The sequence below is a fragment of the Hyphomicrobium sp. 01T421 genome (assembly GCF_056398805.1).
Genome location: NZ_JBFTQC010000003.1, coordinates 282,512 through 302,414 on the forward strand (window position 1 = coordinate 282,512; position 19,903 = coordinate 302,414).

Sequence of the window (19,903 nt, forward strand, 5' to 3'; positions counted from 1 at the left end):
ATATGAGACGCAAACCAAGTTGGGCCGCGCTTGAAAAGGCCGCAAGCGAACGCATCCTGATCATCGACGGTGCGATGGGCACGATGATCCAGCAATACAAGCTCGGCGAAGAACATTATCGCGGCGAGCGCTTTGCCGATCATTCGAAGGACATCAAGGGCAACAACGATCTGCTCGTGCTGACGCAGCCGGAGATCATCCAAGAGATCCACGGCAAGTATCTGCAGGCGGGTGCCGACCTCATCGAGACGAATACGTTCAATGCGCAGCGCATTTCCATGGCCGACTATCATATGGAAGAGCTGTCGTATGAGATGAACGTCGAGGCGGCGAAGCTCGCGCGTCGCGCAGCTGATGAATGGACGAAGAAAACGCCCGAGAAGCCGCGCTTCGTCGCGGGCGCCGTCGGGCCGACCAATCGCACGGCGTCGCTTTCGCCGGACGTCAATAATCCCGGCTACCGCAACGTCAGCTTCGATGAGTTGCGCGAAGCCTATAAGGAGCAGGTGAGGGGACTGATCGACGGCGGCTCCGACATCATCCTGATCGAGACGATCTTCGACACTTTGAACGCCAAGGCCGCGGGCTTTGCCACTTTGGAAGTCTTCGAGGAAAAAGATCTCGAGCTGCCGATCATGATTTCCGGAACGATCACGGATCGTTCGGGCCGAACACTGTCGGGGCAAACGGCTGAAGCCTTTTGGTACTCGATGCGGCATCTGAAGCCGTTTTCGATCGGGCTCAACTGCGCGCTCGGAGCCGAACTGATGCGGCCGTACATCGCCGAGCTTTCGCACGTCGCTGACGTGCGTATCTCGGCATATCCGAATGCCGGCCTGCCGAATGCGATGGGCGAGTATGACGAAGGCCCCGACGAGATGGCCTGCAAGGTCGAGCCCTGGCTGGCCGACGGCTTGGTCAACATCGTGGGCGGCTGCTGCGGTTCGACGCCTGACCATATCGCGCACATCGCAAGCCACGCGAAATCCTACAAACCGCGCGCGCTCCCCGAGCATCAGCCGCGCTTGCGCCTTTCCGGCCTCGAACCGTTCGTCCATGGGTGAACTGAGCACAATGACCACAGCCAACGCCGCACAGTCGTTCATCAACATCGGTGAGCGCACAAACGTCACGGGTTCAGCCAAGTTTCGCAAGCTGATCGAGCAGAATGACTATGCCGGTGCCCTGGCCGTTGCACGCCAGCAGGTGGAAGCCGGCGCGCAGATCATCGACGTCAACATGGACGAAGGCCTGCTCGATTCCGAAAGGGCGATGTCGACGTTCCTCAATATGATCGCGTCAGAACCCGACATCAGCCGCGTGCCGATCATGATCGACAGCTCGAAATGGAGCGTCATCGAGGCGGGCCTGAAGTGCGTGCAAGGCAAGCCGATCGTCAACTCGATCTCGATGAAGGAAGGCGAGGGGCCGTTTCTCGAGCATGCGCGCAAGGTTTTGCGCTATGGCGCAGCTGTCGTCGTCATGGCTTTCGACGAGCAGGGCCAAGCCGACACGATTGAGCGCAAGGTCACGATTTGCGAGCGCGCCTATAAACTATTGACCGAGAAAGTCGGCTTCCCACCGGAAGACATCATCTTTGATCCCAACATCTTTGCCGTCGCAACCGGCATCGAAGAGCACAACGGCTATGGCATCGCCTTCATCGAGGCGGCGCGTCAGATCAAGGAGAAGATGCCGCTCGTCCATATCTCGGGCGGCGTTTCCAACCTGTCGTTCGCCTTCCGCGGCAACGAGCCGGTTCGCGAGGCAATGCACTCCGTGTTCCTCTACCACGCCATTCAAGCCGGCATGGATATGGGCATCGTCAATGCTGGACAGCTCGCGCTCTATGACGACATCCCGGCGGAGCTGCGCGAACTTTGCGAGGACGTGATCCTCAATCGTCGCCCCGACGCGACCGACCGGCTGCTCGACTCGGCCGCGAAATTCAAAGGCGACGGCAGCGGCCAGAAGGCGAAGGAGAAAGATCTCAGGTGGCGCGAAGCGCCCGTTCAAGCGCGCCTGACCCACGCCCTCGTGCACGGCATCACCGATTTCATCGAAGCCGACACGGAAGAGGCGCGCGCCGAGGCCGACAAGCCGCTGCACGTGATCGAAGGTCCGCTTATGGCCGGCATGAACGTCGTGGGCGACCTCTTCGGCGCCGGCAAGATGTTCCTTCCGCAGGTCGTGAAATCGGCCCGCGTCATGAAGCAGGCGGTTGCATATTTGCAGCCTTACCTCGAGGCCGAGAAGAAAGCGTCAGGCCTCGACCAGAAGCCCGCCGCGGGCAAAATTCTGATGGCGACCGTCAAGGGCGACGTCCACGACATCGGTAAGAACATCGTCGGCGTCGTGCTCCAGTGCAACAACTACGAAGTCATCGATCTCGGCGTCATGGTGCCCGCCGCGAAAATCCTCGAGACGGCAAAGCGGGAAAAAGTCGATATGATCGGCCTGTCAGGCCTCATCACGCCGTCGCTCGACGAGATGTGTTTCGTAGCAGGCGAGATGGAGCGCGAAGGCTTCTCGATGCCGCTTCTGATTGGCGGCGCGACGACCAGCAAAGTGCACACGGCCGTCAAGATCAATCCGAACTACAACCGTGGGCAGGCCGTCTACGTTCTCGACGCGAGCCGGGCCGTTGGCGTTGTCTCGAAACTGCTGTCGGATACCGATAAGGCGCCGTACGTCGAAAACATCCAAGCCGAGTACGCCAAGGTTCGCGAGACGCACCTCGCCAACGAAGCGCGCAAGCAGCGCATTACTCTGAAGGCCGCGCGCGACAACAAGTTCAAGATCGACTGGCAGGCGTTCAAGCCGGTCAAGCCGAGCTTCCTCGGCGCGCGCAGCTTCTCGAATTTCAGCCTCGCATCGCTCGTTCCCTATATCGACTGGACGCCATTCTTCCAGACGTGGGAGCTGACCGGCCGTTATCCTCAAATCTTGACCGACAACAAAGTCGGCTCGGAAGCGAAGAAGCTCTTTGACGACGCTCAAGCGTTGTTGAAACGCATGGTCGCCGAGAAATGGGTAACGGCATCCGGCGTCGTCGGCTTCTGGCCGGCGAACAGCATCGGCGACGACATTGCGCTCTACGCGGACGACACGCGGTCCGGTGAGATGGCGACGCTACACACTCTGCGCCAGCAGATCGCCCGCGATCCGACGCGCAACCGCGCTCACGTGGCTCTTGCCGATTTCGTTGCGCCGAAGGAAACCGGGATCACCGATTACGTCGGCACGTTCGCCGTGACGACGGGCCATGGCGAAGACGAAGCCATCGAACGGCACATCAAAAAGACCGATGACTATAATCGCATCATGGTGAAAGCGTTGTGCGATCGCTTGGCGGAGGCGTTCGCCGAAGCCATGCACGAGAAGGTCCGCAAGGAGCTTTGGGGCTACGCGAAATCCGAAAAAATTTCGGCCGAGGATTTGATCCTCGAGAAGTACCAGGGAATCCGCCCGGCGCCCGGCTATCCGGCTCAGCCCGATCACACGGAAAAGGCGACCATCTGGAAGCTGATGGACGTCGAAAAGGCCGCCGGCATTACGTTAACGGAGAGCTACGCGATGTGGCCCGGTTCATCCGTGTCGGGACTTTATTTCGCAAATCCCGAAAGCCACTATTTCGGCGTCGGCAAGGTGGAGCGGGATCAGGTCGAGGACTACGCGGCTCGCAAGGGATGGACAGTCCAAGAAACGGAGCGTTGGCTCGCCCCCGTTTTGAATTATGAGCGGGCGAGCACAGCCGCGGCGGCTTGAGGCTCAACTCCCAAGGAAAAAAAATCGGCGCGGTCCGCATTCGGTACCGCGCCGTATGGTCGTTTGGCTCGCGCCAGACATCCCAGAAATAGTCCCCCGTCTCGTTGGCTCCTTGGAGCATCGCGCGTGGGATTACTGTTTCAGGCATTTCCTCCAGACGGTCGCTCTCATTGGGTCCCGAGCACGACCAGACCACGAAATCCAAACGACAATCTTACCGCAAGAGAGTTAAATTCGCCCTGCAGAGCCTTGCCACCGGCCCCCCTTTGAAGGCCTTGGAATTCGTCTCGCTTTCTTCGAAGCGTCGGCCGGAAGCTATGCAACAGCTGACATCGCTGACAAGCAAAAAGCATTTTGCGTCGCAGAAGCAGCCCTGCCTCAAAACGATTAATCTCAGTGCCGAGATCGCGGCCGAGCCCATAAGCAAAGACCGCAGCTCCCGCGGGGATGGGGGCGGCCTCTTCAAAAAGCCCCGCAAATGCGCGGTTATCGGGATGAGCCCGAGGATGGATCGCATCCCGTCATAACTGGCGGCTTGTTGCGATGCGCCGCACAATAACGATCCAAAATTAATTTCTTGCATTCACCACGACGTTCGTGGCGTTCGCCGGTAGCGAGCCTCGTAGGCATCAAGCCTCATTGGCGGCCCAGGCAACTCAGCCGCGCCGCATCGCCGCCTCAACCAATCGTTAGTCGTTTTCGAAAAAGTATTTCTGCGGCGCCATCGGCGACGAGCCCGTCGATGATCCCGACGCGAGCGAATCCGTGCCGTTCGTAGAAGGCCTGCGCGCCCGCGTTGAAATCGGAAGCGACAACCCAAAGATTGCGATCGCCAGCCGCTTCCGATCCGCGCTCGAACCACAAGAGGGCTGAGCGCCCCACGCCCTGGCGATGGAACGCCGGCAGGATGCCGAGAAACTGCAGATAGGGTCCCCGGAGCCAATTGCTCCGGATGACAATTGCACCCGCGAGCACGCGATCGACGACGATCTGGAAGCGCTGCGCACCCGGCTCCTCGCCGTCGAGGAACGCGGCGAGCGTCTCTCCCGTGTAATCGTAACGCGCCCACGGATCGATTTGTGCGAGCGTCGCTCCGAGACTTTGCGCCGCCTCGGCCGTCATCGGTTCGAACGTCACCGCGCGATGGGAGACCGGCAGTATGTCGGCTCCCGTCATCTCAGTGATCGGTCGCTAGGGGTTTCTGCGAAGCGTCTTTTGGCGTCTTTGATTTGGACGGTGGCTTCTGCGATGACGACGGCGCAAGGACGGCTGTCGCCCCGTTCTTGCCGGTTGAATTCTGGGCGGTTGAATTCAGCGGATGTTGCAGGGCGCTGAGGAAGTCGTAGCGATTGGTGTCGCCAGGCTTGCGATCGTAGCATTCGGACGTGATCACCGGTTTGCCCATTGTCATCAGTTCGCTGACCGTCACGAATTTATAGCCCTTGGCCTTCAGCTTCGGAATAGCGATCGCGAGTGCTTCGGCGGTGTGCCAGCCGCGCCCGTTCGCGTGGTTGACGATGATCGAGCCGGGCTTTGCTTCGTTCACCATGGCTTGCGCAATCCTGGCGGCTGATACGTGCGGATCGGGATCGCCCGTGGCGACATCCCATTGGATCGCAAGCATGCCCGCATCGTTGACGGCTTTCATCGACGCGTCGTTGCAGGCCCCGTAGGGAAAGCGGAAAAGCGTCGGTTGCACTGGAATGCGGCTCATCGAGTCCGGCGCTGACGACGCAACGCATTGCTGCGCACCCAAGCGGCCGCGCGCGTCCTCATATGCCTTTTGCGGAGCGAGCACCTGCTGGTTCACGGCGGCAGGTTGCAACAGGCGCAGGTTGGCGTGCGTTTCGGTGTGATTGCCGATTTCGAACAACGGATCGGCCAACAGCTGTGCGGTGCGCTGTTGATGTGAAACCATCCACTTTCCGCCCGCAAAGAACGTTGCCTTGACGCCCTGCTGCCGTAGATAATCGAAAATTCGCCCGTCGTAACCGGCGACTTCTTCACGTTGCTCGCAAAGGTCGAACGTCAGCGCGATTGCCTTCTCGCCGGGCGGAAGGTTGACGCGGCGGATCGCACCGCGAAGCGTATCGGGAACGGGAGACGCAGGCGTAAACCCGGTGATTTTGATCTGAGCATCGAAAGAGCGATTGCCCTTTGTGATCGCCTCTTCGCCCTGAACGGCCGCAAGGGCCGCCGGCGAAAAACACGCTTCGAGCAATGTCTTGTCGCCGGCCCATGCAGTTGTCGCAGTGAAGGAGACGACAGCCACGGAGCCAAGAATGCGAAACCAGGTGATGCGCTCGGTCAATTCATTTGCCCTTGAATACTGGCTTGCGCTTTTCAAGAAACGCCCGGCGGCCTTCGGCATAGTCTTCGCTTTCGAAGCAGGCGGCGACGGCCGCATCGAGGCGGGCCATATCGGGAGTCTCGGGATGACGTGAGATTTCGTCGATCACCTGTTTGGCTGCCGCGACGGATAAGGGTGCGTTCGTGGCAATCTCCAGCGCGAGCGCCCTGACGGTCGCCTCGAGTTCTGCCGTCGTCACGAGTTGCGAAACAAGGCCCATCGCTTCTGCATCGGCGGAGCGGAAACGGCGTCCAGTGAAGAGGAGTTCCTTGGCGCGCGCTGCCGGGACGGCGGCAAGGATCGGCCGCACCCAGCGTGCATTGTAACCAATCCCGAGCTTGGCCGCCGGAATGGCGAACTGGCTCGCATCGTCCGCAATCCGCATATCGCAGCAGAGCGCTAGCCCAAGTCCGCCGCCGAGACAAAAGCCGTGGATCATGGCAATCGTCGGCTTGGGGCAGCTAATGAGGGCGTTGAAGGCGTTGTCGTTCAACATGTCGTAGGTCTTAGCGGCATCCCCGGTTCGGGAATTTTCGAATTCGGAAATATCGGCGCCGGCCGAAAAGGCCTTGTCGCCCGCGCCGCGTAAAACGACGACCCGGACGTCTGGATCGGCAATGGCTTGCGCGACCGCGCCTGGTATGGCCTCCCACATGGCGGCCGTGAGCGCGTTCATCCGGGCCGGATTATCGGCCGTGATCCAGCCGATGGCCCCGTCCTTGACATATCGCAGCGTCGGGTTGGCGACTTCCGCGGCTTGAGCCATGCGTCTTGATCCTTCTGTTCGGGCGGCCATCTAAGGCGCAATAAAACGGCCGGCAAACCGGGGCCAGGGCGGCAGATGCACGCGGCGGCGAGAAAGTGTATATGTTAATGACGCGATCGATTGACCGGGGTTTACACCAGCGTTAATCGGCTGTTGCTAATTTGGATCGGCCCGCGTGCGTGCGCAGGGGTGCCGGACCTCATTCCGCGTAGAGGCAAGACGTGTCGAACACAAAGACAGCCACTTCCAAGGTCCAAATCGTCGACCCGATCTGGGCGCAGATCCGCGCCGAGGCCGAAGCCGCGATGAAGACCGAGCCCGCGCTCGGCAGCTTCATCTTCGCGACCGTTCTCAGCCACCAGATGCTGGAAGATGCTGTCTGCCACCGGCTCGCCCAGCGGTTGAACCACACCGACGTGGATGCCGGGCTGATCTCGCAAACATTCCAAAGCGTGATGGCCGAGCATCCGGGCATCGGCGCAATTTTCCGTGCCGACCTCCAGGCGGTCTACGACCGCGATCCGGCATGCACGCGCTATCTCGACCCGCTGTTGTACTTCAAGGGTTTCCACGCCCTCGTCACGTATCGCTTCGCGCACGCGCTGTGGAAGAGCCGCCGCTATGATTTTGCGCTCTATCTGCAAAGCCAGTCGTCGCGAATGTTTGCGGTCGACATTCATCCGGCCGCACAGTTCGGCAAGGGCATCATGCTCGATCATGCGACGGGTTTCGTCGTCGGTGAGACGGCCGTCGTCGGCGACAACTGCTCGTTCCTGCACGCGGTGACACTTGGCGGCAGCGGCAAAGAGATGGGTGACCGGCACCCGAAGATCGGCGATAATGTGCTGGTCGGAGCGGGGGCCAAGATTCTTGGTAATATCAAAGTCGGGCGTTGCTCGCGCGTGGCTGCCGGATCGGTGGTTCTCGCCGAAGTGCCGCCCAACGTAACCGTCGCCGGAGTACCCGCGAAAATCGTCGGCAGCGCAGGTTGCGCCGAACCCGCCCGCTCCATGGAGCAGGGTTGGGTTGATGATTTCGGCGGCCTCTGAAATTCGTCCAGGAGAAAGACATTGAAGAAAGAAGAACTCGCGCGCCTGCAGTCGTACCTGCGTAAAACGTTCGGCGCCACGAATCTCGAAATCAGGCCTCAGCCGAAGAAAGACGACATGGCCGAAGTCTTCATCAATGGCGAGTTCGTCGCGACGCTTTATCGTGAAGTCGAAGAGGGCGAGACGTCCTATCAATTCCAGATGGCGATCCTCGATATGGACCTCGAAGGCGTCTAGAGCCCGATCAGCATGCCCCTTTATAAATTCGATGGCGTAGGCGTGAGCACGCCGGCAAACGGCGTGTTCTGGGTTGCCCCCAACGCCGTTCTCCTCGGCAAAGTGAAGCTCGAGGAGGATGCGAGCGTTTGGTTCGGCGCAGTGCTCCGCGGCGACAACGAATTGATCACCGTCGGCGCGCGGTCGAACGTGCAGGACGGCTGCGTTCTGCACACCGATCCCGGCTTCCCGCTCACGATCGGCGAAGACTGCACGGTCGGCCACATGGTGATGCTGCATGGCTGCACCATCGGCCGCGGCAGCCTCGTCGGCGTCGGCAGCATCATTTTGAACGGCGCAGAGATCGGCGAGGAATGCGTCATCGGCGCCAACACGCTAATACCGGAAGGAAAGATCATCCCGCCCCGGTCGATGGTTATGGGCTCACCCGGCAAAGTCGTTCGTCAGCTGAGTGACGAAGAAGCTCATCGCTTCGGCGGCGGCGCACGGCGGTACGTCGAAAAGTGGAAGCACTACGCGGCCGGCCTCATGCCCCAAACTTAAAATCCTGACGCTAAAGCCTCGTTGACCGCGTTTGCATGAACCGGCCCAAAAAAAAGCGGGCCGGCGTCTCGGGGGAAGACGCGCGGCCCGCGAACAGGTCGGACTCGATCGGGGGATCGGCCGGGGGAACGGCCAAAGATCGGTTTTCAGTCCGGCCTGCAAAGTTCTTTCGTCGACTACTGTCCAATCACCGGTAACCCGGCGTCGTCTCGATGATCCCCGGATTGACCGACTGAACACCCGACAGCGCAGAAGGCGTCGCGGCATCGTTCGGGTCGAGTGATACCCAAACCTTCGGATCCATATACGACTGCCGCATCACATAGTGATAAGGCGTCTGGTTCCACAGCCGGACGACATCGACCTTGTTGTCGAGGATGAAATCGCCTTGCGTCGTACGCGCCGTAAGTACGGCGTGTCCTTCGTTCTTTTCGTCGCGAACGACCGTCATCAAAAGCGATGAGGACGGCCACCCCCGAGTGATGAGACGATGGCGCTTAAGAAGTTGGTAATCTTCGCAATCGCCGCGTGTTTTCGGCAGCGTCCAGTATTCGACCACGCCGTAAACTTCGAGGTCGGTCGCGGGCTCAATCTCGTGATTGACCGAGCGATTGACTTCGTCGAGCTCGCTCAACGCCTGTGGTGTCGCCTGGTAACGCGCGTCATCCTGTGAGGTGACGACACATTCCTGAGGCATGCGCTCACAGAAAGCCACAAAGCCATATGGCGGCTGGGAACTTCCGTATACCCGCATAAATTCGGGAGCTCGCGTCGCGGGGCTGACCACCGCTACCTGCTGCGCTGCCGCCGGCATCACTGCCGCAAATAGTCCAACCGCCAAGTAAATGGCTACGCTACCGTACTTCATGATACGCCCTCGAACACGGTACGATACAGTACGCGAGACAGCTGCTTTTAGCATGAATGCCCGCCGTGGCATTCGCACTAAAGTTACATCCAAATTGAACTTTATGATTTTGGCAACTCGGCGGGCGATTTGAGGCATCACACAACCAACGCGTAATGTTCAAGGAAATCTGTCGCGCAACGCCTCGGGCGAAAGCAGCGACAGAAATTGTAAACCAATGCCGTGTCCGTGGTGACGCCGAACGATAGCTCGCGTCTTTCCAGCGATCACGAGGCTTCCGATCGGCGGCCGCGCCGGAGTGCCGATTGAAGCGCCAGATGCTGAAACATCGAGCAATTCGACGTCAATTATGACGCCTTCTTCGACCCTCAACGTCGTCCGCCGCCCGCGAGTTCCTGTGCGCTCATGCAGCCGGCCGACCTCATCGGGGAATTCGTCCTTGTTCACCAGCCACATGATTTGCGCCGCGAGCTTCTCGCGTTTGTGCTCAGTGACTTTAAAAGCAAATGCGAAGCCGTCGGACGTAATCCGAGAGACGACACCTTCGAGACCGCCGAGATGCTCGAGGTAGACGACGACGCGCTCACCGATTTCGGGAACGTTCGTCGTTATGATCGCGGCGCCGCCGACTGAGATGTCCTTGAGCTGGCATGTGTATTCGGTGCGGTCAGAGCGCATGAAGCGGCCCGGAAGCGAAAGCGGAACCCTGCGATGCTTGCGCAAGTCTCCTGCCTTCAGCGCATCAGTCTGCTGCAGGACTTCCCGGATGATGCTCGAATGCACGGACATAGCCGACCCTTGGGACTGAACGGGGTGGGTTCATTGGGCGCTATCCGCGGTGTCAACACATGAACGCTACCCGTAATGACTATGCCGAAGACCTCCTTAATGAAGTTCTAATCAGCGCATCAAAATCGATTGGCTCCGGGTAAGGTTATGTCCGTCCTAAAGATTATCTGTCTTCGCCGTTCCGCTGAGGCCGCCCTCATAGACGCGGAATTGCCGGCGCGCCGATCGCACAATTCTGGCTTCTCGAATGGTTGGGCAAAACGGTGTCTGGCGATTGACGGTTTCGACTTCGCGGCGCGTCGCGCCGTCGGGCCGGATGAGCTTGTGCCGGACGAGCGAACGATGCGGAAGAGGTACCCTGCCGAGCCATTCCGGCCTGTCGATCGGCACGACCGAACCGAGATAGCGTTCCACGACATCGCGCGTGTGGACCAAAGGCAAAATCGTGACTTCGAAAGAGGCCGAGTGACCGCGCCCGTCATGGGCGGACATCTCGAATACGCCGACCGCGGCCTCCGACGTGATGAGAGATATTTGCCCTTCCAATGTGGCGGCATCTTCCTCGTTGAAGAGCCCGAGCAGATTTTGCCCGCGCAATTCCATGCCGAAAGCTTCGGCGATCCGTGTTCCGGCGAGGCGGAACCGCAGCGTCGCATAATCGACGCGCTCGAGAATGAACGTATCGGGGAGATAATTGGCAATGCTCGAGGGGTCGATTTCGAAACGCTTCGGCGCCAGCCGATCTCCTCTAAGGTCGTTCCAATAGGTAAACAACGATTGGCTGACAGCTTCTTTCATGCGAACGGGCACCCGGCAACGATTGCAACTTGACCGGACGCGGTTAAAGCCGGTCCGTACCATTTCGGCGCACGACGCTAGTGCGCCGGCCCGACGGACCTGTGGGGAGCATCCTTCGTGCCATCCGGGAGATCTTCCGCTTGAGGCGCGGGTTCTCGGTGTTGCCCGGCTCGAACCGAACGGCTAACAACGGCCGTCCGGCAGACAGATGCCGCATCGCATCAAAGTGGGACGTCCCAGTGAACCGAGAACCAATCTTCAACGTCCCCGGCACGGTGCTCGCGATCCTTGCCGTTTTGATCGCCGTCCACGCCGCGATGTCGTTTCTGACACCGGACCAGCTCATGTGGTGGCTGCTCGCGCTCGCTTTTATTCCCGCGCGCTATTCAGGATTGGCAGGCGAGCTGCCGGGCGGCGACGTGTCGGCAGTCACGTCGTGGATTACGCACATGCTGGTTCACGCCGACATTACGCACCTCGTGTTCAATTCGGCATGGATGCTCGCGTTTGGATCTGTCTTGTGTGCTCGCCTCGGGGGTGCTCGCTTTTTAGCGTTCTCGATAGCGGGCGGAATGTGCGGTGCACTTCTGTTTCTCGTTATCAATCCTGAACTGCTGGCGCCCGTCATCGGAGCAAGCGGCGCCATCTCCGCGATGATGGGCGGCGTCATGCGATTTCTCTTTCCGGCGCTCGATAGGGGCGAGGGCTATTTGCTTCGCGAACAGCCGTCTGCAATCCCGGCGCTAACGTTAAGAGGCGCATTGAGCGACAAACGCATTATCGTTGTGTCCGCTGCATTTCTTGCGATCAATTTGCTGGCGATCATCGGCTTCGGTAAATTCGGCGAAGAGGGTGATATCGCGTGGGAAGCGCACGTCGGCGGATATCTATTTGGTTTGTTCGCACTCGGTGCTTTCGATCGTGCAGCGCAAAATGATCCGCCGCCTTCACCGGATTTAGATTGAAGCCTTGCATTCATTCCGGATTTGCCCCAGCCTTTAGGCAGTCCGCCGTAAGAGCGGATATCAATTAGGGTGAAAAACGCAGCGTTGTGCCGGCTGAAGACGGGCAAGCTTGCGAATGCTCCGGAGCGCGCAAGCGCAAAGCTCTGCATTCCGTCACGCACGACGTTCGGAACGGAGGCTGAACCAGTGATCATTGGACAAATACTCAAGTCGAAAGACCGCGGTGTCATGACTGCGCGTCCGGATGACTCGATCCAGGAAATTGCTTTGCGGCTCGCCAGCCGCAAGATCGGCGCCATCCTCATTCTCGGCGACACCGAAAACGTCGTTGGCATTATTTCGGAGCGAGACATCATACGATTGGTCGCGGAGCATGGAGCCGCAGCGCTCTCGATGCTGGCCAAAGAAGGAATGACTCGCGATGTCGTTTGCTGCACGCGTGAGTGCACGCTCGACGAGATCATGGAGACGATGACGAAGGGACGCTTCCGCCATATTCCCGTCGTCGAAAACGGCGCGCTCGTCGGCATCATTTCGATCGGAGACGTCGTCAAGCACCACACGGCCGAGGTGGAGCTTGAAGTAACCGCGATGCGCGGTTACTTGGCAACCGGCTGATCGTTCGCGATCGAACCACCTGTTTGCAGGCGCGCGCGATTGGGTGCGCGCCTCGGATCGCATATTTCAATTTCGCGGACCATGTCGTCGAGCTGACGCTCGACGGCTTGGCTGCCGCGCTCGATGGCTTCTTCCGCGCGGTGAAAATCGAAGAGGCCGACGTCCTGAAGCCGCGGCGAAATCATGGCGTCAGGGGGATCACCGGCAAGCCGCGAGCGCGCGATGCGGTCCTGTACGATGTTGAGAGCATCGACCATCACCGTCGAGATGCCGGGAGCGCCATCGCGCTTTCCGAGAATCTGACGTTGCAGAAGCGCGCGCACGCCGCGCTTGTCCTGCGGCTCGACTTCCTGAGCCATGTGCAAAGCTTCTTCGCCTTCCGCAAAAAGCGCTTCCGGTGTGGAGATGACGCTTCCGCGGCCAAGAATATCGAAGTTCAAATTGACGGCGATAACGTAGCGAGCGCCGAGCGCACGGCAGACCGAGACGGGAATGGGGTTCACCAGTGCGCCGTCGAACAGCCAGCGGCCATGAACTTTGACCGGTTTGAAAACACCCGGCAGCGCATAGGATGCGCGCACGGCATCGACCAACCGGCCGCGCGACAGCCAATGCTCGTGCCCGGTGCCAATTTCCGTCGCGACCGCCGTGAAACGCGTTCCAAGATCTTCGATGTTGCGGTCGCCGAGATGTTGCTCGAGGCGGTCGCACAAACGCTGGCCGCTGATCAGGCCGGTGCCGGCGAAGTTCAAGTCGAGGTAGCCGAATATGCGCTTCGGAGTGAGTTCGCGCGCCCAGCGCTCCAGGTTGTCGAGATGGCCGGCCGCATGGCAACCGCCGACGACCGCGCCGATCGACGTGCCCGCGATAATATCCGGCTTGATGCCGGCGCGTTCCAAAGCTCTGAGAACGCCGATGTGCGCCCATCCGCGGGCGGCACCTCCGCCCAGCGCTAATCCGATCCTAAACCCCGCCGCGCGTTCCATGATGGCACTCCCTGCCAGCGGGCGACGGCTCTACCAGCCGAGCAGCGTCCGCAAACCTTATGCTAGCGCTGCGGCATTAAGGCCCCGCTACCAATAGGTAATCAAGGTGTGAACAGGGCGAGCCAAAGCAACTGGCGGAAGCGCCGGGATGGCAGCAGAGATATTCGTAGTTAGGCCAGCGTCTTGTCAGGCCAGCGTCTTCGGCTCCGGAAGGTCGGCAAACTCGAGGACGGGCGTTCCGCTGCCGGTCGCCTGCACAACTCGGCGATAGAAGCAGGAACGAGCGCCCGTATGGCAGGCGACCCCGTCGCCTTGAACCTCGGCGGCAACCCAGATGACGTCCTGGTCGCAGTCGGTGCGCAGTTCGATGACCTTGAGCAGGTTTCCGCTCTCGTCGCCCTTTTTCCAAAGCTTGGCCCGCGACCGGCTCCAGAAATGCGCAAACCCGCTGGCGATGGTTTGCGCCAGGGCTTCCTCGTTCATGTACGCGAACATGAGCACATTTCCCGACACCGGATCCGTCACGATCGCGGGTATCAGGCCGTCCGGTCCGAATACGGGCCGAAAGGAAAGGGTGGTCTCGTCGGTTTCGCCGTCCGCCATCTGCAACTCTGTCTAGGTTGTGGCCATCATTGGGCCCGCCATAATATCGGGTCCACCGCCGCATAGGCCAATTATGGCCAACTATGGTGGTTGGAAAGGCCCAATCGTCATGGGATCGTTGGGGGTATCGTTCCCCGCCGGATTGCCGGCAGATCTCGTATTCGCGGCCGGCAGGCCTTATATACGGCGACTGATATGTTTAGACGAGAGGCGGGACACCGCCCGCAATCCAAAAGACCATAAGACGCAAAAGAGACCTATGGCCAACCTCGATGAGATCTACAACACGCGCATTCTCGAGCTGGCGGGAGCGATCTCGCGAACAGGAAGACTAACCCACCCCCATGGCACCGCGACGGGTCATTCCAAGCTCTGCGGATCGACTGTGACTGTCGATCTCGAACTGGAGAATGGCCGCGTCAGCGATTTCGGCCAGTCGGTCAAGGCCTGCCTTCTCGGTCAGGCGTCGGCGTCGGTCATGGCCCGCGAGATCGTCGGTTCGACGCCGGAGGAACTCCGCACCGTCGCCAACACGATGCGCGCCATGCTGAAGGAAGGGGGACCGCCCCCCGGCGGGCGTTGGGCGGACCTTGCCGTCCTCGAGCCCGTCCGCAACTACAAAGCGCGCCAGGCTTCGACGCTGCTTGTGTTCGACGCCGTCGAGAGAGCTCTTGACGATGCAGTCCTTCGGACGGACGCCGGGCTGCAGGTTGCGCGCTAACCTTTACCGCAACTTTTTGCGACTAAGGCTGCCGCGAAATCATTCAGCCAATCGACGAGAACGATGCGGCGTGCTGTATGTCCAAAAGACCCGACCTGCAGGACGCAGCAGCGCCGACAGCCTCAGCAATGCCATCTTTTTCAAGCGGTTACATCCGTCAATCTGAGTGTGGAAGTCGAACCGTCTGCCGAGTATGCAAGTCACGAGTCGAACACGAGTCGAAGAGAATTTTCGGGCAGGCCGAAGCGGCGGCGTGTAAACGCCCACAAACCATAGCCTAGAGCAGAAACGGAGTTTGAGATGGCAGCGCAGGATAACGATAGCGGCGCGCGCGCGGATGGTGCGGCCTCGTCGACCAGCGCGCTCAAATGGGCCGTGATCGCAATTCTGGCGTTCCTCGCGCTCTATGGCTGGCATGGCAAGACGTCGGCCGAGGGCGAACTTACGGCGATGCAGGGTGAAGTGACCTCGCTCCGCAAGGCGGTCGACGATGCCGCGCAGGTCAGAAAATCATCGCAGGACGAGATCGATCGCCTGAAGGCTGCCGAGACCGATGCGCTGCGTCAGGTCGACGAGGGCAAGGCTGACGTTTCGACGGCGATGGCCAAGGTGTCGGAACTCGACAACAAGGCGAACGCGTTGGCCAAGGAAACCGACGATCTGAAAGCCAAGCTCGCAGCCGCCGAAGAGGAGGCGAAGGCGAAGCTCGCGGCAGCGGGCGACGAAACCAGCAAGGTCAAGGTTCTGCTCGATATCGCGAACAAGGCGAAGGCCGATGCCGAAGCAGCCCTGGACACAATTCGTGCTGAAAACGACAGCCTGAAATCGCAGCTGAGCACTGTCCAGAAGGAGCTGGACGCGGCGAAGGCGGCGCCGCCTGCGGCACCGACCCCGGCACCTCCGGCTCCAGCCGCACCGGCGACCCCGACGCCCTGATAACTGCGACCCGATAACCGCCACCTGATAACTGCGTCGGGTTTGCGCTTGCGTCCGCCCACGGACTTGACGTCTGCTCGAACTATGAGTTCCACGTTCGCCAAAACGCTCCTCAAGGCCCCGGTCCACGTCTACCGCTACACCTTCAAAGGCATGGCGGGCGGTCAATGCCGCCATTGGCCGACGTGTTCTGAATACGCACTGCAGGCCATCGAACTGAATGGCGCTTGGCGGGGGTTCTGGCTGACCCTCTCTCGCTTCGTGAGATGTGGGCCGGGCGGCACGCACGGCGTCGATATGGTGCCCGATATTCGCGCCGTTAAACACACCTTCCAGCCCTGGCGTTACGGCCGCTGGCGCTGAGCTGGTGCTGCGATTGGGCTGACTTGACTCGAGCGCCGCCACACCCCATTAGCGCATTCGAAATCGTCTTACGCCGCGTTCGTTTGCGGCGAGTGAGCAAAGGAGGCCGCGATGACTGATGTTACGATTACGTTCCCCGATGGCAAACAGCGCCAGGTCGCTTCAGGAACCACGGGCCTCGAAATCGCAAAGTCGATCTCGCCCTCACTCGCGAAGCGCACCGTCGCCATGCAGCTCGACGGCGCATTGGCCGACCTCGCCGATCCGATCACCAAGAACGCGTCGATCAATTTCGTATCGCGCACCGATCCGGCGGCTCTCGAGCTGATCCGGCACGACGCCGCGCACGTGTTGGCGGAAGCCGTGCAATCGCTTTGGCCCGGCACCCAGGTCACCATTGGCCCGGTGATCGAGAACGGCTTCTACTACGACTTTGCAAAGCAGCAGCCGTTCGAGCCCGAAGACATTCCCAAAATCGAAAAGAGGATGGGAGAGATCATCGCCAAGAACGCACCTTTCACAAAGGAAGTATGGTCGCGCAACCAGGCGAAGAAATTCTTCAAGGACAAGGGCGAGTACTTCAAGGTCGAACTCGTGGATGCGATCCCTGAGGATCAGGACCTCAAGATCTACAAGCAGGGCGATTGGCTCGACCTCTGCCGCGGCCCGCACATGACCTCGACCGGCCAGGTCGGCAAGGCTTTCAAGCTGATGAAGTTCGCGGGCGCCTATTGGCGCGGCGATTCAACGAAGCCGCAGCTCCAGCGTATCTACGGCACTGCCTATGCGACCGAAGACGAGCTCAAAGCCTACCTGCACCAGCTGGAAGAAGCCGAGAAGCGCGACCATCGCAAGCTCGGCCGCGAGATGGATCTTTTCCATTTCCAGGAAGAAGCGCCGGGCTCCGTTTTCTGGCACGCGAAAGGCTGGACGTTGTTCCAGACCCTGATCGCCTACATGCGCCGTCAGCAGCAACGCGCCGGCTACCAGGAAGTCAACTCTCCGGACATGATGGAGAAGCACTTCTGGGAGCTTTCGGGTCACTGGGAGAACTACGGCGAGAACATGTTTACGACCGTCCTGCCGGACGAGCGTGTGTTCTGCTGCAAGCCGATGAACTGCCCAGGCCACGTGCAGATCTACAAGCACGGCCTGAAGAGCTACCGCGATCTTCCGTACCGCATCGCTGAGTTCGGCAAGGTTCACCGCTATGAACCGTCGGGCGCCTTGCATGGCATGCTCCGCGTGCGCCATTTCACGCAGGACGACGCGCACATCTTCCTGACCGAAGATCAGATCATGGAGGAATGCCTCAAGATCAACGATCTGATGCTTCAGATCTACAAGGACTTTGGCTTCGAGGACATTTACATCAAGCTCTCGACCCGGCCGGAGAAGCGTGTCGGCGCCGACGCGCTTTGGGACAAAGCCGAGAAAGCCTTGTCGGACGTGCTCGACGAAGTGAAGCGCCGCTCGAACGGTCAGGTGAAAACCGCGATCAATCCGGGCGAGGGCGCCTTCTATGGCCCGAAGCTCGAGTACGTCTTGAAGGACGCCATCGGCCGCGACTGGCAATGCGGAACGACGCAGGTCGACTTCAATCTCGCAGGCCGCCTCAGCGCGTTCTACATCGACGATCATTCGGAAAAGAAAACCCCCGTGATGATCCACCGGGCGATGTTCGGCTCGCTCGAGCGCTTCACCGGCATTCTGATCGAGAACTTCGCCGGTCACTTCCCGTTGTGGCTTGCGCCGTTGCAGATCGTCGTCGCGCCGATCGTTTCGGACGCGAACGACTACGCCGTCGAAGTTGCGCAAAAGGCCAAGGCAGCGGGCCTGCGCGTCGAAACGGATCTGCGCAACGAGAAGATCAACCTGAAAATTCGCGAACATTCGCTCGCGAAAATTCCGGTCATCATCGTCGTCGGAAAACGCGAGGCCGAGGAAAAGAAGGTCTCGATCCGCCGCCTCGGTTCGCAGGATCAAACCGTGCTCGGCCTCGATGAGGCGTTAACCGCACTCGCCGCCGAGGCCGTGCCGCCAGACCTTAGATAATGGCCTCAGATAACTGCCGGTAAGCGGCGCTCCCATTGAACGCGCCGTTCCAGCACTCGAATGTGATCTGCACGCTGAATATCGGCATATCGGCGGCTTCGCGCCGCCGCCGTTTCTTTTGGGCCGGCCACGTGCAACCAACGCCTTGCGCTCCGCGTTTGCACCATGAACTTGCAACGAACGGAGTTTTGACTATGGCCGCATCTACTTCCCAGTATGGGACATCGACATCACTCGACGACGTCAAAGGCAAAGCCAAACAGACCTTTGACGAGGCGTCCGACCGTGCGCAGGAGATTGCTGGCCAAGCTCGGCAGCAGGTCGGCGACTTGGCGGGCAACGTCAAGGGCGCAATCGACAAATCGGTGAAAGATCAGCCGATCGCAACATTGGCTATGGCAGCCGCGGTCGGCTTCGTCATCGGCGCACTTTGGAAGTCGTAATCACTCGCTTGCGGACAGCGCATCGTCAGGCAACGTCCCGCTCGTGACGACATATTAGGCCGTCGAAGGCTCGATTGGGCGACTGCCCTTTGGCGCCTCGGCGGCCTTCGTGCGCGTGCGTTGGATCACGATCCAAACGAAGTGTGAGCGAACTATGGTTTCGGAATTGTCGCCGGCAGATTTGCGGTCTTACGGTTCGACGCGGCTTTCTTGAGTTCGCCGCTATAAAGATCGATCGACGCCGCCCCGACCTCCTGAATAAATGCCCGGACCAAGCGGCCCGAAATCGTTCCCTTGAGCCACTGGATGAGGGAATTCGATAGCTTCTCGCGCAATTCGTACGTGGCAGCGGTTGCAGGATTGAACATCCGCGCAAGACGCCATACCGACCAGGCCCGTCCGGCAACGTCGTAGATTCCGCGCCACCGGTAGACCTGCGCGAATTGCGCGACCGTCAGGCGGTTGCCAAGCGGAATGCTCCCTTCGAATACCGGCCTGAGACGCGCGCTGACCTGTTCGAGAAGCGTCAAGGCTTCTGGAACGGTAAAGCGCAGCATCGGGTCCTTGCGGTCCGGATGATAGGTCTTGGCGACGATCTCAACCGTCTCGAGACCGGTATTCAGCAAATCGTTCCACGATCCGATGGTTCGCGTGTTTGCGTCGCTCGCAAATGTATCGACGGCCTTCTGCGCGGAGGATCGCAGGGAATCGCCACCGGAGGAGCCGGGCGGAGGGATCACCTCGGCGGCCGGCTCGTCTTGGCCGGCCTTAGGAGGGGGCCCAAGAGTTCGCCGCTGGAAGAAGAACGCAATGAGCGTGCAGCAGAGCGTCGCTGCAGCCCAATAGATCAGGTAGCCATGTTGCCAGAGCCACAGACTACCCAGCGGGATGAGAGCCAGCGTCGGGAACAGCAGTCCAAGGAATACGATCAACAGGCGTAGTGGTGATAGGGCGTCGCTCATTCGGCGCTCCGTCGCGGTTCAACCTCGGGAAACGCAACCTGTCGACCCGCGGTTCCTATTCAAGCGCCGACTTCTTCAGGCCC

19 protein-coding genes and 1 pseudogene are annotated in these 19,903 nt (G+C 60.1%); 11 read left to right on the forward strand and 9 right to left on the reverse strand.

Annotation, left to right across the window (positions count from 1 at the left end; all coding sequences use genetic code 11):
* Positions 1–2: 2 nt before the first annotated feature.
* A pseudogene (metH, locus tag AC1DK3_RS18285) lies at positions 3–3,768 on the forward strand (methionine synthase).
* 678 nt (positions 3,769–4,446) lie between these two features.
* On the opposite strand, the gene AC1DK3_RS18290 reads toward metH, so the two are convergent.
* From AC1DK3_RS18290 to AC1DK3_RS18300, 3 genes are read right to left on the reverse strand one after another with little or no spacing between them, the layout of a single operon-like run.
* The gene (locus AC1DK3_RS18290) at positions 4,447–4,944 is read right to left on the reverse strand and encodes a GNAT family N-acetyltransferase (protein ID WP_477193672.1); all 498 of its coding nucleotides are present in this window, start codon (positions 4,942–4,944) and stop codon (positions 4,447–4,449) included.
* A 1-nt stretch (position 4,945) separates the two neighbouring features.
* Positions 4,946–6,079: a polysaccharide deacetylase family protein gene (locus AC1DK3_RS18295; protein ID WP_477193673.1), complete on the reverse strand. Its 1,134-nt coding sequence runs from the start codon at positions 6,077–6,079 to the stop codon at positions 4,946–4,948.
* Between the two features lies 1 nt (position 6,080).
* Positions 6,081–6,884 carry an enoyl-CoA hydratase gene (locus AC1DK3_RS18300; RefSeq protein WP_477193674.1) on the reverse strand — a complete coding sequence of 268 codons (804 nt, stop codon included), beginning with the start codon at positions 6,882–6,884 and terminating at the stop codon, positions 6,081–6,083.
* 221 nt (positions 6,885–7,105) lie between these two features.
* On the opposite strand from AC1DK3_RS18300, the gene cysE reads away from it, so the two are divergent.
* Genes cysE through AC1DK3_RS18315 form a run of 3 tightly spaced genes read left to right on the forward strand, consistent with a single transcriptional unit; the run spans position 7,106 to position 8,713 of the window.
* Positions 7,106–7,933 (forward strand): serine O-acetyltransferase, encoded by an 828-nt coding sequence (gene cysE / locus AC1DK3_RS18305; protein WP_339084107.1) that lies wholly within the window; start codon positions 7,106–7,108, stop codon positions 7,931–7,933.
* Positions 7,934–7,954: 21 nt separating this feature from the next.
* The gene (locus AC1DK3_RS18310; protein ID WP_477193675.1) at positions 7,955–8,170 is read left to right on the forward strand and encodes a DUF3126 family protein; all 216 of its coding nucleotides are present in this window, start codon (positions 7,955–7,957) and stop codon (positions 8,168–8,170) included.
* 12 nt (positions 8,171–8,182) lie between these two features.
* Positions 8,183–8,713 carry a gamma carbonic anhydrase family protein gene (locus AC1DK3_RS18315; protein ID WP_477193676.1) on the forward strand — a complete coding sequence of 177 codons (531 nt, stop codon included), beginning with the start codon at positions 8,183–8,185 and terminating at the stop codon, positions 8,711–8,713.
* Between the two features lie 187 nt (positions 8,714–8,900).
* Here the strand turns inward: AC1DK3_RS18315 and AC1DK3_RS18320 are convergent, their stop codons facing one another.
* From AC1DK3_RS18320 to AC1DK3_RS18330, 3 genes are all read right to left on the reverse strand, one after another.
* On the reverse strand, positions 8,901–9,581 hold the full coding sequence (locus tag AC1DK3_RS18320; protein ID WP_477193677.1) for a transglutaminase-like cysteine peptidase: 681 nt from the start codon (positions 9,579–9,581) through the stop codon (positions 8,901–8,903).
* Positions 9,582–9,740: 159 nt separating this feature from the next.
* Positions 9,741–10,370, reverse strand: a complete 630-nt coding sequence (locus tag AC1DK3_RS18325) for a PilZ domain-containing protein (RefSeq protein WP_477193678.1) — start codon at positions 10,368–10,370, stop codon at positions 9,741–9,743.
* A gap of 156 nt (positions 10,371–10,526) precedes the next feature.
* Positions 10,527–11,168 (reverse strand): PAS domain-containing protein, encoded by a 642-nt coding sequence (locus AC1DK3_RS18330; protein WP_477193679.1) that lies wholly within the window; start codon positions 11,166–11,168, stop codon positions 10,527–10,529.
* Positions 11,169–11,407: 239 nt separating this feature from the next.
* Between AC1DK3_RS18330 and AC1DK3_RS18335 the strand changes: the two genes are divergently transcribed.
* Positions 11,408–12,133, forward strand: coding sequence for a rhomboid family intramembrane serine protease (locus AC1DK3_RS18335; RefSeq protein ID WP_477193680.1), 726 nt, complete (start codon positions 11,408–11,410; stop codon positions 12,131–12,133).
* A gap of 186 nt (positions 12,134–12,319) precedes the next feature.
* A complete protein-coding gene (locus AC1DK3_RS18340; RefSeq protein ID WP_477193758.1) occupies positions 12,320–12,751 on the forward strand; it encodes a CBS domain-containing protein in 432 nt (143 codons plus the stop codon).
* Here AC1DK3_RS18340 and AC1DK3_RS18345 read toward each other — a convergent pair.
* Positions 12,733–13,737 carry a patatin-like phospholipase family protein gene (locus tag AC1DK3_RS18345; protein ID WP_477193681.1) on the reverse strand — a complete coding sequence of 335 codons (1,005 nt, stop codon included), beginning with the start codon at positions 13,735–13,737 and terminating at the stop codon, positions 12,733–12,735. The two genes, AC1DK3_RS18340 and AC1DK3_RS18345, sit on opposite strands and share 19 nt — an antisense overlap.
* A 186-nt stretch (positions 13,738–13,923) precedes the next feature.
* Positions 13,924–14,340 carry a phosphoribosyl-AMP cyclohydrolase gene (gene hisI / locus AC1DK3_RS18350; protein ID WP_477193682.1) on the reverse strand — a complete coding sequence of 139 codons (417 nt, stop codon included), beginning with the start codon at positions 14,338–14,340 and terminating at the stop codon, positions 13,924–13,926.
* A 259-nt stretch (positions 14,341–14,599) separates the two neighbouring features.
* Here hisI and AC1DK3_RS18355 point away from each other — a divergent pair, with 259 nt between their 5' ends.
* The 5 genes from AC1DK3_RS18355 to AC1DK3_RS18375 all read left to right on the forward strand — a co-directional run bounded on the left by AC1DK3_RS18355 (position 14,600) and on the right by AC1DK3_RS18375 (position 18,858).
* Positions 14,600–15,061, forward strand: a complete 462-nt coding sequence (locus tag AC1DK3_RS18355) for an iron-sulfur cluster assembly scaffold protein (RefSeq protein ID WP_477193683.1) — start codon at positions 14,600–14,602, stop codon at positions 15,059–15,061.
* Positions 15,062–15,361: 300 nt separating this feature from the next.
* A complete protein-coding gene (locus tag AC1DK3_RS18360; RefSeq protein WP_477193684.1) occupies positions 15,362–15,997 on the forward strand; it encodes a hypothetical protein in 636 nt (211 codons plus the stop codon).
* Between the two features lie 84 nt (positions 15,998–16,081).
* Complete coding sequence (gene yidD, locus AC1DK3_RS18365) at positions 16,082–16,360, forward strand: membrane protein insertion efficiency factor YidD (protein WP_477193685.1); 279 nt, start codon at positions 16,082–16,084, stop codon at positions 16,358–16,360.
* A 111-nt stretch (positions 16,361–16,471) separates the two neighbouring features.
* Positions 16,472–18,415 (forward strand): threonine--tRNA ligase, encoded by a 1,944-nt coding sequence (thrS, locus tag AC1DK3_RS18370; RefSeq protein ID WP_477193686.1) that lies wholly within the window; start codon positions 16,472–16,474, stop codon positions 18,413–18,415.
* Between the two features lie 194 nt (positions 18,416–18,609).
* Complete coding sequence (locus AC1DK3_RS18375; protein ID WP_477193687.1) at positions 18,610–18,858, forward strand: DUF883 family protein; 249 nt, start codon at positions 18,610–18,612, stop codon at positions 18,856–18,858.
* Between the two features lie 152 nt (positions 18,859–19,010).
* Here AC1DK3_RS18375 and AC1DK3_RS18380 read toward each other — a convergent pair whose 3' ends face one another.
* Positions 19,011–19,820: a GTP-binding protein HSR1 gene (locus AC1DK3_RS18380; RefSeq protein WP_477193688.1), complete on the reverse strand. Its 810-nt coding sequence runs from the start codon at positions 19,818–19,820 to the stop codon at positions 19,011–19,013.
* Positions 19,821–19,903 lie beyond the last annotated feature (83 nt).